At 43.3% G+C, this 17,411-nt stretch carries 12 protein-coding genes; 11 read left to right on the plus strand and 1 reads right to left on the minus strand.

Going from position 1 to position 17,411, the window contains the following annotated elements; all coding sequences use genetic code 11:
• Positions 1 to 302 precede the first annotated feature (302 nt).
• From BK139_RS21125 to BK139_RS24495, 6 genes are all read left to right on the plus strand, one after another.
• A complete protein-coding gene (locus BK139_RS21125) occupies positions 303 to 1,619 on the plus strand; it encodes a globin-coupled sensor protein (RefSeq protein WP_076262730.1) in 1,317 nt (438 codons plus the stop codon).
• 297 nt (positions 1,620 to 1,916) lie between these two features.
• Positions 1,917 to 3,935 (plus strand): bifunctional 2',3'-cyclic-nucleotide 2'-phosphodiesterase/3'-nucleotidase, encoded by a 2,019-nt coding sequence (locus BK139_RS21130; protein ID WP_286149073.1) that lies wholly within the window; start codon positions 1,917 to 1,919, stop codon positions 3,933 to 3,935.
• 270 nt (positions 3,936 to 4,205) lie between these two features.
• Positions 4,206 to 6,596: an immune inhibitor A domain-containing protein gene (locus BK139_RS21135; protein WP_076262733.1), complete on the plus strand. Its 2,391-nt coding sequence runs from the start codon at positions 4,206 to 4,208 to the stop codon at positions 6,594 to 6,596.
• Positions 6,597 to 6,761: 165 nt separating this feature from the next.
• Positions 6,762 to 7,886 carry a DEAD/DEAH box helicase gene (locus BK139_RS21140; protein WP_076262735.1) on the plus strand — a complete coding sequence of 375 codons (1,125 nt, stop codon included), beginning with the start codon at positions 6,762 to 6,764 and terminating at the stop codon, positions 7,884 to 7,886.
• A gap of 125 nt (positions 7,887 to 8,011) precedes the next feature.
• Entirely contained in the window at positions 8,012 to 9,493 is a 1,482-nt protein-coding gene (locus tag BK139_RS21145) for an amidase family protein (RefSeq protein ID WP_076262738.1), read from the plus strand.
• A 58-nt stretch (positions 9,494 to 9,551) separates the two neighbouring features.
• On the plus strand, positions 9,552 to 9,686 hold the full coding sequence (locus tag BK139_RS24495; RefSeq protein ID WP_258549819.1) for a hypothetical protein: 135 nt from the start codon (positions 9,552 to 9,554) through the stop codon (positions 9,684 to 9,686).
• 559 nt (positions 9,687 to 10,245) lie between these two features.
• Here BK139_RS24495 and BK139_RS21150 read toward each other — a convergent pair.
• Positions 10,246 to 11,772 carry an FAD-dependent oxidoreductase gene (locus BK139_RS21150; protein ID WP_076262741.1) on the minus strand — a complete coding sequence of 509 codons (1,527 nt, stop codon included), beginning with the start codon at positions 11,770 to 11,772 and terminating at the stop codon, positions 10,246 to 10,248.
• Positions 11,773 to 11,979: 207 nt separating this feature from the next.
• Here BK139_RS21150 and BK139_RS21155 point away from each other — a divergent pair, with 207 nt between their 5' ends.
• From BK139_RS21155 to BK139_RS21175, 5 genes are all read left to right on the plus strand, one after another.
• Positions 11,980 to 12,210, plus strand: a complete 231-nt coding sequence (locus BK139_RS21155) for a hypothetical protein (protein WP_076262743.1) — start codon at positions 11,980 to 11,982, stop codon at positions 12,208 to 12,210.
• A 42-nt stretch (positions 12,211 to 12,252) separates the two neighbouring features.
• Positions 12,253 to 13,374, plus strand: coding sequence for a GerAB/ArcD/ProY family transporter (locus tag BK139_RS21160; RefSeq protein WP_076262745.1), 1,122 nt, complete (start codon positions 12,253 to 12,255; stop codon positions 13,372 to 13,374).
• On the plus strand, positions 13,371 to 14,960 hold the full coding sequence (locus BK139_RS21165) for a spore germination protein (protein WP_076262747.1): 1,590 nt from the start codon (positions 13,371 to 13,373) through the stop codon (positions 14,958 to 14,960). The genes BK139_RS21160 and BK139_RS21165 overlap by 4 nt, the downstream gene beginning before the upstream one ends.
• The gene (locus tag BK139_RS21170) at positions 14,957 to 16,150 is read left to right on the plus strand and encodes a Ger(x)C family spore germination protein (RefSeq protein ID WP_076262749.1); all 1,194 of its coding nucleotides are present in this window, start codon (positions 14,957 to 14,959) and stop codon (positions 16,148 to 16,150) included. The genes BK139_RS21165 and BK139_RS21170 overlap by 4 nt, the downstream gene beginning before the upstream one ends.
• A gap of 126 nt (positions 16,151 to 16,276) precedes the next feature.
• Positions 16,277 to 17,410 (plus strand): trans-sulfuration enzyme family protein, encoded by a 1,134-nt coding sequence (locus BK139_RS21175; RefSeq protein WP_076262750.1) that lies wholly within the window; start codon positions 16,277 to 16,279, stop codon positions 17,408 to 17,410.
• Position 17,411: the final 1 nt, after the last annotated feature.

A 17,411-nucleotide genomic window follows, 5' to 3' on the forward strand; every position in this document is an offset into this window, starting at 1 on the left:
ATGTAAAGGCCCGATTGGTGAGATACAGTGAAACTTGCCGACGCGCAGGCAGAGGCTTAGTTGAACCAATCGGGTTCGTAGTGTCGATTGATCAAAGCGCTAGCGGAGATCTTAGCGACACTAGAACGCGACTAACAATCAGTGGGGGATAAGAAAGACCCCCACTGATTGAAGTTTCACTTTATATTAAGGACTATTGTCCCGATATAAATAAAGAGTTAATGGTTGCTTTTTACCTATTAATTATACATAATATATACAAAATATGTACAAATTGGCTAAAGAGCCGGAGGGAAACTATTATGCTATTTCAGTTAAAAAAGAAGAATCCATCTTCATTTTTTCAGCCGGAAATGAACTTTCCAGAATTAGAGGAAACAGTTGACGTAAAAGATCAGCGTATTACTGAACGATTGTGGTATATGGGCTTTTCAAAAAAGCATCTTGAAACACTTCAGGATCTGAGCCCGGTGATTTCACCCCTGCTGGATGAATTGCTCCAGAAAGTTCTGGATCATCTTTATAAACAGTCGCCATTAAAGAGAATTGCTGAAAATAATACAAGCAGGAATAGGCTCTATGGCGTATATGTCCGTTACTTCCAGAGCTTATTAAGCGGCAATCTGGATGATGAATACTTTGCGATGAGAACGAGGATTGGCAATACCCATAACGGGGCTGGTCTTCCAGTTGAGTGGTTTCTGGCCACATATTCTGCCATTAATTCATTATTGGTGCCTAAGGTCGTCGCGGAACTGCACCAGGATCCTGAGAAGCTGACGAACGCACTGCTGGCTCTTACACATATCATCAATCTGGATTCCCAGCTGGTTGTCGAAAATTATCTGCAGGCCAGAATGAATCAACTCAATGAATTAAATGCTTCAAATGCTAATCTGCAGAAAGAATTAAATTCTATCAGCCAGGAAGTAGCAGCCTCGGTCCAGCAAACGGAAGCTTCGATCAATGAGACAAGCTTAAAAGCTGATCAAATCCGCAGTGAAACCGAAACAACGCAAAAAAGCAGCAAAAATCTGCTGAACCTGACTAACCTCAACCAAACACAAATGGATGAGATGGTTCATGCTTTCAATAAAGTCCTTCAGGATGTGGAGCAGTCTATAAGCGGAATTGAAGCTTTAAAAGGAATCTCGGAGCAAATTATCACGATGACAAAAGGGATTGAGGATATTGCCGATCAGACGAATCTGCTGGCACTGAATGCATCGATTGAGGCGGCCCGGGCGGGTGATGAAGGACGTGGATTTGCTGTAGTGGCAACCGAAGTGAGAAAGCTGGCAGAAAACTCTAAGAAGATGAGCAGCCATATCAAGGAACAAATCGAAAAAAGCGACAATCAAATCAGCGTGCTGGTTGATACGATGAACTCCATGAATCTCTCAACAAAAGAATCACAAGCTCAGATTCAGCAGGTTAAAGGCGGGCTTGTTACTGTAAAAATGGAAATGGAACAGTATCTGGACATGTTCGGCCGCAATAAAACAGATCTCGACAGCATTGTACAGTCCATTCAGGAAATTAATCATACAACCGAAAGCCTGTCCCTTCTTGCAAATGAGCTGAAGGAAAAGGCTGAGGGCGGAGATAGGAATTATTAATCTCTATGATAATAACTATTTAAAATGATGCAGTATCCTTTGAGGGTGCTGTTTTTTTTAGGTATTTAGAAATTGATTTTTACAAAAAATTAATAAATTGCCACACGAATTGCTCCTAATTGCTCATTCTCAAATAAGTCTAAAAATAGATAGAATTATGAATGTTATCATCCTAATCTACTAATATCGAGGAGATGTATCCATTTGAAAAATCCTGCGCGCAAATTAGGTAAAACAATTCTTGCTGCAACTATGTCCCTATCTGTCTTGGCAGCTCCTGTTTCATATGATTCTGTAATGGCAGCAAAGCCTGATCATTCAGGGAAACCTGAAAATAAATTCAGCCATGAAGTAAGCCTTCGGATACTGGGAACAACAGATATACATACACACCTTTATAACTATGATTACTATAAAGATGCAGAAACCATTGAATTTGGTCTGGCTAAAACAGCTACCTTAATCAAACAGGCGAGAAAAGAAGCAAAGAATACATTATTATTCGACAATGGCGACTTAATACAGGGAAATCCGCTTGGCGATTATAAAGCAAAAGTAGATAAGCTTGAGGATGGGGAAGTGCATCCTGTATTCAAGGCTATGGAACTATTAGATTATGATGCCGCTACGGTAGGAAACCATGAATTCAACTATGGGCTGGATTATCTGGATGAGGTCCTGGATGATTCGCCATTTCCTTATGTAAATGCCAATGTCTACAAAGAAGACCACGACCAAAATCCGAAAAACGATAAAAATTATTTTAAGCCATATAAAATCATCAAGAAAAAAGTGGTTGACGAAAACGGCAGAAAACAGGTCATTAAGGTTGGGGTAATCGGTGCTGTGACTCCGCAGATTACACAATGGGATAAAGCCAATCTTGATGGAAAAATCATCACAAAAGACATTGTAAAATCAGTAGAAGCTAATGTTCCTAAAATGAAAAAAGACGGGGCAGACATTATCATTGCACTCGCGCACTCCGGCATGGGGGATGCGGCATATGCGGAATTGGAAGAGAATGCAGCCTACGACTTAACAAAAGTAGAAGGCATTGATGCGGTGATTTCCGGACACAACCATAAGAATTTTCCGGGAGATTTCACCGATCTTCCCGGAGTAGATACAGAAAAGGGAACGGTCAACGGGGTGCCGTTCATCATGCCGGGCAGCTGGGGCAACCAGCTTGGCGTTATGGACCTGACCATTGCCAAGGTAAAGGGAAAGTGGCAGGTTAAGGATTCCCAGTCATCTTTAAGGTCTATTTTTAGAAGCTATAAAAATGAATCCGGCGCGACCGTCAAAGAAAGCCTTGCAGATGCAGATCCTGCTATTTTGAAAGCTGTAAAGGAAGAGCATGAAGGTACCGTGAATTATGTCCGCCAGCCTGTCGGGGAAACAACAGCGGATATCCACAGCTATTTTGCACTTGTAAAAGATGATCCTTCCATTCAAATTGTAACGAATGCACAAAAGTGGTATATCGAGAAGCAATTAAAAGGAACACCTGATGAAAATACACCAGTGCTTTCAGCGGGAGCACCTTTTAAAGCAGGCGGCCGCAACGGGGCGAGCTATTACACATATATTCCTGAAGGCACAATCGCCATCAAGAATGTAGCTGATCTATACCTGTATCCGAATACTGTGGCTACGGTAAAAATTAAAGGAGCAGATGTGAAAGAATGGCTTGAAATGTCTGCAGGACAGTTCAATCAGATAAAAGAAAATGAAGCAGGAGAACAGTCACTCATTAATAATGATTTCCCTACTTATAACTATGATGTAATCGATGGTGTGACATATGAGATCGATGTAACAGAACCTGCTAAGTATGATAAGGATGGCAAGCAGGTTAATGCTGATGCAAACAGAATCAAAAATCTTCAGTATAACGGATCACCTATTGATCCAGATCAGGAATTCATCGTTGTGACAAATAATTATCGGGCCAGCGGCACTTTCCCTGGAGTCAGAAACAAAACAGCAGTAGAGCTTTATCCGGATGAAAACCGCCAGGCAATCATTGATTATATCCGTGAAGAACAAACCATCGATCCTTCTGCAGATGCCAATTGGTCTTTTGCACCGGTTGCCGGTGAAGTAAATGTAACGTTCGAATCTTCACCGGATGCAAAGAATGCAATTGCTGAAGGCAGCGGAATCGGCTATGCCGGTGAAGCAGGCAATGGCTTTTCGAAGTATTCGCTTCAATTTCCGGAGCCAAAGCCTTTTGAAGTCCAGCTTTTGGGCATCAATGATTTCCATGGCCAGCTTGATACATTTAATGCCGGATTGAATGCGGGAAAGTAAACCCAGTGGTTGAAGGAAGAATTACCAAATTGAATAAATAAAAGTAAAGGGGCATCAGAGCAGTCTGATGCTCTATTTTTATACCCCCTAAATAAGCATTAATACCCAATTATTTTTTTGTGCTGAATAAATTAAACACAATTACCTACTAAAATGTTATCAAAATATTAAAATAACAGTATTGTTAGACTATTAAAAACTTTGTGTTAGTTTGATAGAATTAATCTCGCACTTCGGAAATTCAGAAAAACTAAATAGGAGGCTATAAGAATGAGTAATAAGAATAAACCTTTTAAGGTTGTATCTTCCATTACAGCCAGCACGATGATGGCAGCTGCACTATTTGCGGGATCTTTTGCCGGGACAACAGCAGCTCCTTCAAAAGCTTCAGCAGAGGAACTTTCTGCACCGATTGATTTGAATATTGTGAACGAAGACCGGCTGGGGAAGGCATTAAAAGAAAGAGGATTAGTTAAAAAGGATGCTTCTTCGAAAGAAATAGAAAAGGCAGTAAAGGAATACATAAAGGAAAAACAAGGTGAAAAGCAGCCTGGAAGTACAAAGAATAGCCATGGCCATAAGGATGAGTTTGACAAAAAAACAAAAGATTTTTTAACCAAACAAAAAGACAAGCTGTCAAAGCAGCTGAATAAGGGTCATAAAAACTTTAAAAAGGGCAAACCGGACGGATATGTAAAAGTAGATCCGGCCAAAGAAGCAAACTACAATGGTGATGTCAGAACAGACAAAGTGCTTGTGCTTTTAACTGAATTTGAAGATTTCAAGCATAACAATGTAACACAGGAAGAGGGCTACATGTACGCTGATGATTTCAGCAAAGAGCACTATGAAAAACTGATGTTTGGCGATACTGAATTTGAATTATTTAATGGAGACAAAGTAAAAACATTTAAGCAATTCTATGAAGAGCAGTCCGGAGGCAGCTACACGGTGGACGGCACTGTGTCTGAATGGCTGACGGTCCCTGGAAAAGCGGGCGATTATGGTGATGATAACCCTAACGGAGGCCATGACAATTTATCTCCTCTAGGACCTCGCGACTTAGTAAAAGAGGCATTAAAAGCAGCTGTAGACGCTGGAATGGATCTTTCAGATTACGATGAATTTGATCTATATGATTTAGATGGAGATGGAAACCTTAACGAGCCTGATGGATTGGTTGACCATCTAATGATTATCCACGCTGGTACAGGACAGGAAGCTGGCGGAGGTGCGCTCGGTGATGATGCCATCTGGTCTCACCGCTGGACGCTTGGCGGAGTATTTGCAGTTCCGGATACAACTGCCAAGGTAGATTATTGGGGCGGAAAAATGGGCGCATTTGATTATACGATTCAGCCTGAAGATGGAGCTGTCGGGGTGTTTGCCCATGAGTTCGGACATGATTTAGGATTGCCGGATGAGTATGATACGCAATACACCGGTCAAGGTGAGCCGGTTGCTTCCTGGTCCATCATGAGCGGAGGCAGCTGGAACGGCAAAATAGCTGGTACAGAGCCAACCAGCTTCTCACCGCAAAATAAAGAATTTTTCCAAAAAGGCATGGGCGGAAACTGGGCCAATATTATGGAAGTAAATTATGAAGATATTGATAAAAAAGGCTTGGCAACGGTTATTGACCAAAGTGTAACCAAATCTAAAAACCCTGGAATTGTAAAAGTTAATCTTCCAGAAAAAGAAGTGAAGGGGATCGCACCTGCGTTTGGCGAGAAATACTATTACAGCACGAAGGGTGATGACCTTCATACCACTTTGACGACGCCTGAATTAGACTTAACAAATGCGGAAACAGCTGCCTTCAATGCAAAAGTTTATTATGATATTGAGTTTGATTATGATTATCTGACAGTTACTGCAAAAGCATCCGATGGCACAGAACAAGTAATAGATACAATTGGTGATGATGATACAGACGGCGATGCCCGTGCAGAATCTTCAAAAGGACAATGGGTGGATAAGAAATATGACTTAAGCGGATTTGCCGGTAAAAAAGTTAGCCTGACATTTGAATATGTAACAGATGGCGGCTTAGCATTGGACGGATTTGCGATGGATGAAATCAATGTAACAGCTGATGAAAATGTGATTTTCTCAGACGATGCTGAAGGCGCCTCTCAGATGGCACTTGACGGATTCATTGTTTCCAACGGGATCAGCTTTGCCAAAAACCATTATTACCTTGAGTGGAGAAATTACGCAGGCTCCGATACGGCTCTTGCCCATTCAAGAGGTGTAAAATACAACACTGGTTTAGTTGTTTGGTATGCTGATGACAGCCACACAGACAACTGGGTTGGCGTTCATCCGGGAGAAGGTTTTCTTGGAGTGGTGGATTCACATCCGGAAGCCATTACCGGTCTGTTAGACGGCAAAGAAACAGTATCTCAAAGCACAAGATATCAGATTGCGGATGCTGCATTCTCCCTGGATAAAGCACCAGCATGGGAAGTAAGTTCGCCAACACGCGGGGATTATGACTACCCTGGCCTTAAAGGAATTTCAGTTTTTGATGATTCTAACAAATACATCAACAGTATGATTCCTGATGCAGGAAGAATTGTTCCTGAACATGGCTTGAAATTCCAAGTGGTCGGTGAAGCCAAAGACAACTCTGCGGGAGCTGTATGGATTCATAAGTAAGTAATAAGGTGCGAATGCCAGAAGTGGCTTCGCGCCTTTTTCTGTTAAGGGTGGACAACTTCCAGCCTATAAGCTAGTATCATTACCGATACTAGTTTTTTCCGATTTTCGGCTATACTAAATATAACTTTCTGATTACACGCATTAAAGTTAAAGGAGTAACTTATGACACAATCTATCATTCAAGATATGAAACCATTTATCCAGGAGGCATGGAAAAAGTCTGCATTTACTCAGCCGACGACCATTCAGGCAGAGGCGGTTCCTCCGGCTTTGGAAGGCAGAGATATTATTGCCGAATCTCCGACTGGAACAGGCAAGACACTTGCATACCTGCTGCCGGTCCTGGAAAAAATTGATCCGGATAAACAGGCGGTACAGGCCGTTATTTTGGCCTCTTCACAGGAGCTTGTGATGCAGATATTAAGCGAGATCCAAAAATGGGCTGAAGGCAGCGGGATTAAAGCAGCTTCTTTTATTGGCGGAGCCAATGTGAAAAGGCAGCTTGAAAAATTAAAGAAGCATCCGCATATTGCTTTAGGAACGCCGGGACGGGTGCTGGAGCTGATTAAACAGAAAAAGCTGAAAATGCATGATGTCAAAACCGTTGTCCTTGATGAAGGCGATCAGCTTCTCGTTAAGGAACACACTCAGACGGTTCAAAACATTGTTAAATCTACACTTAAAGAACGCCAGGTCCTGCTGTTTTCAGCGACACTGCCGCCGGTTGTTGAGCAGCTTGCAAAAGAACTGACAGCTGATGCTGAAGTCATTCGTGTCGAGAAGGATGAAACCATTCAGGCTGCAGGTGTGGACCATATTTATTTTGTGGCAGAAGCGCGGGATAAAATCAAAATGCTCGAAAAGATCTCAAGGCTTGAAGACATTAAGGCACTGGTATTTGTTAAAGATATCGGCAACCTGACCGTTATGGCTGAAAAGCTTGATTTTAAAAATATCTCTTCAAGCACTCTGCACAGTGACCTGACCAAATTTGACAGGCAGAAAGCCATCAAGAACTTCCGCACGGGCAATACGAATATGCTGATTGCCACAGATGTTGCGGCAAGAGGGCTGGACATCAAGGGAGTTACCCATGTCGTACATTTTGACTTCCCGAAGGATATAAATCAATATGTCCACCGTTCGGGAAGGACAGGAAGATTCGGCGCAGGCGGAACCGTTATTTCTCTCGTCACTGAAAGAGAAGAGCGCGAACTTAAAAAAATGGCGAAAGAACTGGGCCTCACTGCCGAAAAGAAAGTCATGCGCGGCGGCCAAATCGTTTAAAAATCAAGTGCCGGGCACCTATATCAATTGGTGCCTGGCATTTTTTTATAAAAAGGAATTTCTCCTTTTCTAAGCGAATTAGTAAGTGAAGCTTTATTTCACTAAAGAATAAGGGGAAGTCAGTGATGGAGAATCCAAGACTAAAGAGTTTTCATGATGACTATTTGCTTGAAGCCACGATAGATGAATTACAGGAAAAAATGCAGAATGGGGAAATTACCTCCAAAGAACTTGTAGTGATGTATATGTACCGAATTGGACAGCTTGATCAAAACATTCATTCTGTTTTAGAACTCAATCCGGATGCACTGCATATTGCAGCTGCTCTTGATGCGGAAAGAGAAAAGAAGGGGCCGCGCAGCCCTCTTCACGGAATACCCATTTTGTTAAAGGATAATATCGATACAGGAGACAAAATGCAGACAACTGCAGGGTCACTTGCTTTGAAGGGTCATTATGCACAAAGTGATTCATTTGTGGCTTCTCAATTAAGAAAAGCGGGAGCCGTCATTATCGGAAAAACGAATATGACAGAATGGGCCAATTTTATGGCAGAAGGGATGCCGAGCGGGTACAGTTCGCGCGGCGGACAGACCTTAAACCCTTATGGGCCGGGGAAATTTGATGTGGGAGGTTCGAGCGCAGGATCCGGTGCCGCTATTGCCGCTAATTTTGCAGCTGCAGCCATTGGAACGGAGACATCAGGCTCCATATTAAGTCCTGCCAGCCAGAATTCTCTCGTCGGAATAAAGCCGACCGTCGGACTTGTCAGCCGAACCGGGATTATTCCGATTGCCCATAGCCAGGATACTGCCGGGCCAATGGCGAGAACGGTAAAGGATGCTGTATTTTTATTAAACGTGCTGGCAGTCTCTGACGAAAATGATCCGGTTACCCTGACAAATCAGGATCTTCAGGAGAAGGATTTTACCATCTTCCTTGATAAAAATGGACTTCAGGGAGCACGAATCGGCATTGCCAGAGATACTTATTTTGACTACTTAAGTTCTGAAAAGCTCGCCGTTATGAATCAAGCTGTAGCCCGGTTAAATGAACTGGGTGCAGAGGTTGTCGACGAAGTAGTGATTCCTTCCACTAAAATGGAGTGGAGTTACGATGTCCTGACTTATGAATTTAAAGCGGATGTGAATGCCTATCTGCGGACTGTCGCACCGCACCTGCATATTCGCACCCTGTCCGATGTCATTGGATTTAATGAAAAAAACAGCGAAAAGTGCTTGAAATACGGTCAATCCATTCTGATTGAAGCGGAGGAAACAAGCGGAAATTTGATTGAATCAGCGTATTTATCAGCTTTAGAGAAGGATATTTATTTTTCAGGAGAACAGGGCATTGACTGCGTAATGCAGGAGCATAATCTGGATGCCATCGTGTTCCCGAATAATTATGGAGCAGGCATCCCTGCAAAAGCGGGATATCCATCCATCACAGTACCGGCCGGGTATACCACGGAAGGAGAGCCGGTGGGCATCACATTTACAGGACTTGCATACAGTGAGCCGCTCCTGATCAAGCTTGCTTATGCCTTTGAACAGGCTGCCAGGCATAGAAAAGCACCTGAACTTGGAGTGCCGGCATCAGAATAAGTGCTCCATAATTTACTCATACTACTCCTGATAATACAAAAAAGGAGCAGATGAGAACATGGGCAGAACCAAACTTGGAAACGGCAATGCACAGCGCAATAATAATAAACACAGACCGCAGCGCACAAGCGAAGAGCTTGTAGAATTTACAACCGGAAGCAAAGAAAAGAAAGAAAACAACGTGCAGGACTGATTGAGCCGAATCCTCCTTTTTAAAGGGGGATTTTTTGCTGCCGCCGGCTATATGAAAATAAAAATGTGCTAAACGGTAGTAAAATAGTTTATCCGAAAGGCTCTTTTCGTATAAATTGTTGTTTTCGCTTATTAATGTTGTCCGTTGATTTCCGCTCCAGGATGCTCGCTTTCCGCGGGGCGTGCGCTGAGCCTCCTCGACGCTACGCGTCTGCGGGGTCTCACCTGTCCCGCTACTCCCGCAGGAGTCTCGCACCTTCCGCTACAATCAACTCAGTAAATTTAATACAAATAGCAACAAACTTCGCCTAAACAGCCATCCGAAAATAAAAATGTGCTATCTGCAAGTAAAATCCAGTTATCCGAAAGTAAAAGCGGGCTATCAAGCAGTTCAACATCTATTAGGCAGCCATAGTAACAGCGCAGAAGTCTAACCGCACATAAAATTGAGCTATCCACACAGAAAAAAACTTATCCGCACATAAAAGAGGTGAACTCAATAAAATTACCCTAAAATCCACAAAAAAGACAGTTTCCCAAGGAAGACTGCCTTCTTTTCTTTATTCTTCAACCTTTTTAAGCGGTTTGGCTGCCGGACCTTCCACAACGGTTCCATCATAGGAAAAGCGGGAGCCGTGGCATGGGCAGTCCCAGGTGCGGTCGCCATGGTTCCATTCACATTCACATCCCATGTGAGTGCAGGTTGTATCCACAAGGTGAAGGCTGCCTTCAGGATCCCTGTATGCACCTGTCCGCTTGCCTTTAATCATCACGACGCCGCCTTCATCATTTGACAGATCTCCTGTTTCTTTTGGCACGAATTCAAGCTTGCCTTTGATCAGCTGTCCGGCAACATCTGTATTGGCTGCGATAAACTTTTTGATGCTTGGGTCAGCCTGAAATCTGGATGGCGTAAACAGTTCGGCATAAGGATTGTCTCTTTCCATAATCTGATCCTTTATCAGCATGGCAGCTGCTGTCCCGTTTGTCATACCCCATTTCCGGTAGCCTGTTGCGACAAAGATATTCTTCTGTTTGGACGTAATCGGGCCGATATAAGGGACCTTATCAAGTGTGTATAAATCCTGGGCAGACCATCGATAAGGATAATCGGTAATGCCAAGCACCTCTTCCGCAAAGACTTCCAGGGCGTCGTAGTGCTTCATCGTATCCGGCCCATGGCCTGTCTTGTGGCTGTCGCCGCTCACTAAAATAAGCTTGTCTCCGTTATAGGGTGTGTACCTGAGCGAGCGGGTCGGTGAATCGGCACTGTAATACATGCCTCCAGGGAAATCCTCTTTGATTTTTACGCCAAGTACATAAGATCTTTCCGGAGATAATCTGGAAAAATAAAACCCTTTCATATCCGCAAATGGGAAGTGGGAAGCCGCAATGACATATTTGCATTTCAGACGATGGCCGTCTCTGGTTACGACATCAGGAAGACTGCCTTCTTCAATATCTGCTGCTGTGGTATTTTCATAAACAATTCCTCCCAAATCCACAAAGTCTTTAAGCAGCTTTTTCAAGTATTTAACCGGATGGAACTGGGCCTGATCAAACATGGAAAGCACGGCTGTCGTGTTGATGTTAAACGGAATGCTCTCCTTCATTCCGTGTGGGATTCCGAGTTTTTCATAGGCTTGCCGCTCTTTATCGACTTTTTGTGCATACTCTTCCGATACAGCGTAAATGATTGCTTCTTCATTACTGAAGTCGCATTCAATTTGTTTTTCAGTTACTGTGTTACGGACGAAATTCAGTGCATCAGCCGAAGCCTGATAATAGAGCTTGGCTTTTTCCACGCCAAAGTGGCTGATCAATTCATCATATATTAAGCCATGCTGTGCCGTCACTTTGGCTGTTGTATGGCCAGTGGTGCCGTTCAGGATATTGCCTGCTTCAACAATCGCCACTTTAAAGCCTTCCTTGGCAAGAAGGTACCCTGCCGTTATCCCGGTAATGCCTCCGCCGACAATCGCAATGTCCGTATGAGCATCTTCTCTGAGCTTGTCAAAGACAGGAAGTTCCTCTTCCCTCCAATATGGCTCAGGATATTGGGGTGTGTTGTGGTTGGATGTCGTCATCTTTGTCCTCCTACTTTATATTCGTACATAATTTTTCCTGTAAACCCTATTTCTATACAATTTCTCCTTCTCTAACCATACCCAAATAATTTTTAATTAATCAGGTGGATTGGTAAATTGGAACCTGGACGGTTTTTTCTTTAATTCTGGATAAAATGGGCAGACCGAGAAAAGATATACAATATCCAATGTTAATGGGGTACAGTCATGATTACATTTAGCTATCTGACCATTTTTCTGCTCTTGGCTATATTGAGCACTATATTTGATATGAAAATATTTGATGATACGTTTTGGGAAGCTTTGAAGAATCTGCTGTTTTCAGAGATTGCCACTGGAAGAATGATTATTATTTTTACTGTTTTGGTTGGGTTGGCCTCAAGTGCAGTGGCTGATTTCCGCCTTTTGAAAGCGAAGAAAAAGAAGCGGCTATCATAGAAACGCTTGCTTAATTGACGTACACAAGGGATTGGTGATGGAATGTTAAAAGAGAATATCTCTCTCAGCCAGCTGCTGACATTGATGATCAATTTCCTTTTAGGAAGCGCCATTGTTGTGGGAGTAGGCGGGGATGCCAGGAAAGATGCCTGGATTGCCATTGCTGCTTCGATTATGTTTGGGTTTGGGATCATGCTATTCTACTATTTCCTAATCAGCAGGGTGCCCGGAAAAAATTTGTATGAGCTCATGGAAATTGGGTTTAAGAGACCAATTGCCATTATTTTTTCTAATCTATATGCAGTTTATTTTCTGTACCTTGCCAGCAGGGTGGTCCGGGATTTTGGCGAATTAATTGCGTCGGCCATTCTGCCGTCGACGCCAATTGAGATCATTTCGCTGACCATCTGTCTTGCCATGGCCTATATTTTATATCTTGGTCTTGAAGTCCTTGGCAGAACTTCAGAAATTTTTACCCCATATTTATTCGGCTTTTTATTCCTGTTGACCATCCTTTTATTTGCAAGCGGGAATGCCAATTTATATGAAATAAAGCCCGTGCTCGGAGATGGGCTAAAGCCTGTTTTGAAGGCACTTTTTCCAACTTTAATCGTGTTTCCTTTTGGCGAGCTTATTGCATTTACACTTATCCTTCCGGTAGTAACCAACTTTAAATATTGCCTGCGTGTGTCAATGCTGGGAGTAGCAATTGCGGGTGCGCTTTTATTATTTGCGATGTTTTTAATGATTGTGACTCTTGGAGCTGATGCTTTGCAGCGTTCCAATTTTCCCATGCTCAGTTCAGCCCGCGAGGTCTCCATCGGTAATTTTATTGAAAGAATTGATGCGCTCGTTGTTTTTATCATGATGCTGGGGATTTTGGTAAAGGGGTCTGTGTTTATGTTTGCAGGATTGAAGGGCCTGGAATACACCTTCAGACTTCCATACCGGTATTTTTCCCTGCCTGTTGCCATGATTGTTTCAGCTTATTCTGTATTGATATCAGTAAATTTCGGTGACCATTGGCAGGAGGGACTTGAGATGGTCCCGTATTTCCTGCATTTGCCGATGCAGTTCGGACTGCCTTCACTTCTATTATTCGCAGTTTTATGGAAGAGGCGAAAGAAAAAGTCTAAACCCGGCACGAAGGGGATGAAGTTTTGAGTATTCTTAAATCACTTTTAAAAATGCGCAAAAAAAAGGAATACACTGTACAAATTGAGGAAACCGCAGACCAGGGTCCGGATCTTAAAAGCATGAAGCTGGAACAGTTGAAGAAAAAAATAAACGCAGAGTTTGGGAGCACGATTGATTTAAGCATGGATGAGCTGAAAACAGAAGGCAAAGATGCGCTGCTTATCTATCTTACTACTATGATTGATACTAAATTGCTAAAGGAAACGATTCTGCAATCCATCAGCGGGAAAGAGGATGGTTTTAAATTAACAACAGAGGATGATTTAAAGTCTTTATGCAAGGAGAAATTCGGAGGTGACGGCTATAAGCTGGTGGGGTCATTCGATGAGATTATTACCTCTCTGCTTTATGGAAACATCATCATTTTATTTAAAGATATGGAAAAGGCGCTTTCCCTTTCCATGAGTATCGGCGAAGACCGGTCCATATCAGAGCCAAGCACTCAGACGGTCATACGGGGGCCTAAGGATGGGTTCGTGGAGTCGATCACAACAAATGTGAGCCTTCTGAGAAGAAGAATAAAAAACAGAAACCTCCGTTTTGAAAAATTCATCATTGGTTCTGAGACGAACACTACTGTATACATCGGGTATATGGAAGGCACGGCGAATGAAAAAATCGTTGGAGAGGTTCGCAAAAGGCTTGGCGGGATAAAGGTGAATGCCATACTTGAATCCGGAAATATTGAAGAGCTGATTGCAGATAAATCTGCGACACCTTTTCCGCTGGCTTTGAACAGTGAGAGGCCTGATGCAGTGGCATCCAATTTGCTTGAAGGGAAAATTGCCATCCTTGTGGATGGCACACCTTTTGTGCTGGTGGTTCCGGCTGTACTGGTCGATTTCTTTTCCATTGCAGAAGATTATTATCAAAACTTCATGATGGGAAGCTTCTTAAGAATAATCCGGTATTTATCCTTTATGATTGCTTTGATTACGCCTTCCTTATATGTCGGGATTTTAACCTTTCATCATGAGCTTCTGCCCACGCCCCTTCTTCTCGGGATTATTGCCCAGCGGGAAGGAGTGCCGTTCCCGGCAGTGATTGAAGTGATATTGATGGAAGTTACCTTTGAGATTCTGAGGGAAGCCGGTGTCCGGATGCCGCGGGCTGTTGGGCAGACTGTTTCCATTGTAGGGGCTCTTGTGATTGGACAGGCTGCAGCAGAGGCAGGGATTATATCGAATATTATGGTCATCATTGTCGCTATTACAGCCATCGCCAATTTTGTATCGCCCACTTATAGTTTTGCTGCAGCAGCAAGGCTGTTAAGGTTTCTCTTAATTATTGTGTCGGCCATACTGGGCTTGTATGGCGTCCTGATTGTACTTGTTTTTATTGTGGCCCATTTGAGCTCTCTCAGGTCTTTTGGCATTCCATATCTTTCTCCGGTGGCCCCGTTTATCATTGAGCAGCAGAAGGATGTATTTTTCCGATTCCCGATCTGGAGCATGAGGAAGAGGCCGGCTTATTTAAAGACGCAGAATCCGGAAAAGTTTCCAAAGACAGGGTCGCCTTCTCCTCCTCCAATGAAAGGAGATCAGCCCAATTGAAAAATTTTGGTGTAATGTCCGCCATTTTATTAGCGGCAATACTGCTGTCCGGATGCTGGGATCAGAGAGAACTGGGTGAAATTACTGTTGTGACAGGAATGGCTGTCGATAAGGGAGAAAACGATAAGTATATTCTGACTGTGGAAGGCATTAATGCAACTGAATTGAATAACCGTACCGCCAGCGGTTTTGCTCCATCCATTGTTTACTCTGCGGAAGGGAATTCTCTGGCAGAGCTGACCTATAGAGTGAATGAAGGGATGTCCAGACATCTGATTTATTCACACATGCGCACACTGATTATCGGAGAGGAGCTTGCAAAAGAGGGAATTATTGACTTCATTGATTTTCTGGAAAGAAACCGGGAAATCCGTGATGATTTTAATATATTGATTGCAAGGGAAGCTAAAGGTTCCGATATTCTAAAAGTGACGTATCAATTTCAGAAATCTACTTCATTAAAATTGCACACTCAGCTGGACACGATGATGAAGGATTGGGGTGGAGACCCGGGAGTGAGGATGAATGACGTCATAACAGCCTGGACTGCTCCGGGCCGTCAGCCTGTTATGGCCGCTGTCAGAATCAAGGGTGACCCGGATGCTGGCTCAAGTGTGGAGAATATGATGAAGGTCACCCCTGATGCGCTTGTTGTCCTGGACTCTTTGGCTATATTCAAAGGTGATAAGCTGGAAGGATTTCTGACACTGGAGGATTCAAGAAATTACTTATGGATTCAGAATAAAATCAATAAAACATCCATTACCGTAAAATGCAGCGAAAGTCAGTATATGGGGCTTAGAGTATATGATACAAGGACAAAAATCAAAGGGGAACTCGAACATGGAAAAGCAAGACTTAATTTAAAAATCAGAGCAGAGGCATATATTGACGGGACTCACTGCAACGATCAGTTTGATAAGGCGAAGACATATGAAGAAAATGGTGAAATTGCCCAAAAACAGATTAATGCTATGGTTAAAAAAACGATTGAGAAGGTTCAGCAGGAATATGGCACCGATATTTTTGGTTTTGGCGAGGTTGTGCTGAGGCAGGATTATCAGGATTTTAAAAAGGTCCTGAAGAACTGGGATGAAAAATTTGCTGATGCGGATATAGATGTAGACACAACATTAATCATTCGGCGGACGGGCATCAGGACTAAAAGCTTTCTGAAGGAAGTCAAGTAGAATAGAGATCCTTTCATTCATTGACGCATAAAAGCTGTATTGATATAATTTTTTATATATTCAGCTAATTATCATTAAGGTCTGGGCATGTTTCCAGACTTATTTCTTTTAAAGGGGAAAGGCCATATGAATTTCGAGACTTCTGTTCTGCATAGAAAAAATAGCGGCAATCGCACTATTAAAAGTAAAGTCACACCCATCTATCAGACCTCCGCTTTCGCTTTCAGCGATCTTGAAGAGCTGGAGGGGTTTTATCAGGGTAACGGCAACTATCTTTATTCCCGGGTCGGAAATCCGAATACAGATGAGCTTGGTGAGTTAATTGCCGGCCTTGAAGGAGCGCCGGCCGGGACAGCTGCCTCCTCCGGTTTATCTGCCATCCTCTCGGGAGTACTTGCTGTGGTCAAAAGCGGCGACCATATTGTGGCAGCTGATGACCTGTACGGAGGCAGCTTCCATTTAATCAAGGAAGAGCTGACACAGCTCGGTATAGAAGTAACCTTTGTGCCATTTTCTGATGCTCAACAGGTGGAGGGAGCCATTAAGGAGAATACAAAACTTCTATACTCAGAAAGCATCACAAATCCTTTATTGAGAGTGGAAAACCTTGAAGAAGTCGTCCGCCTGGCGAAGAAGCATCATCTTGTTACCCTGATTGATAATACATTTGCCACTCCGTATCATTGCCAGCCCTATTTGAAAGGCATTGATCTAGTCGTCCACAGTGCAACCAAATACATAGGCGGACACAGTGATATCACCGCAGGTGTCCTCGCTGGAGATGAAGAACTGGTTGGAAAAGCGCGCGGCAAAATTGTAAACCTCGGGGCAAATCTGAGTCCGTTTGAAGCCTGGCTGACCTGCAGGGGAGCGAAAACGCTGGCTCTCAGAATGAAGCAGCAGTCAGCCAATGCCAGAAGAGCGGCAATCGCATTAGAACAAAATCAGGAAGTAAAAAAGGTCTATTATCCTTTTCAGCACGGTGAAGAAGGGTTCGGCGCCATCGTCACGATTGAATTGTCTGAGAGTGCTAATGTGAATAAATTTTTCAAAGAGCTTGGATGGATAAAAATTGTGCCGACACTTGCGGGTGTTGAAACGTCCGTATCCCATCCTCTGACAACATCCCACCGGGCATTGCCTCCTGAAGTGTGCAGGGAGCTCGGCATTACTAAGCAGGTGGTAAGGATATCCATTGGCATTGAACATGCGGATGATATTATTGCACAGCTGAATGAGGCTGTTAATCGGAGTCTGTGAG

This window comes from Paenibacillus sp. FSL R5-0490 (assembly GCF_001956215.1).
GTDB lineage: Bacteria > Bacillota > Bacilli > Bacillales > Cytobacillaceae > Cytobacillus.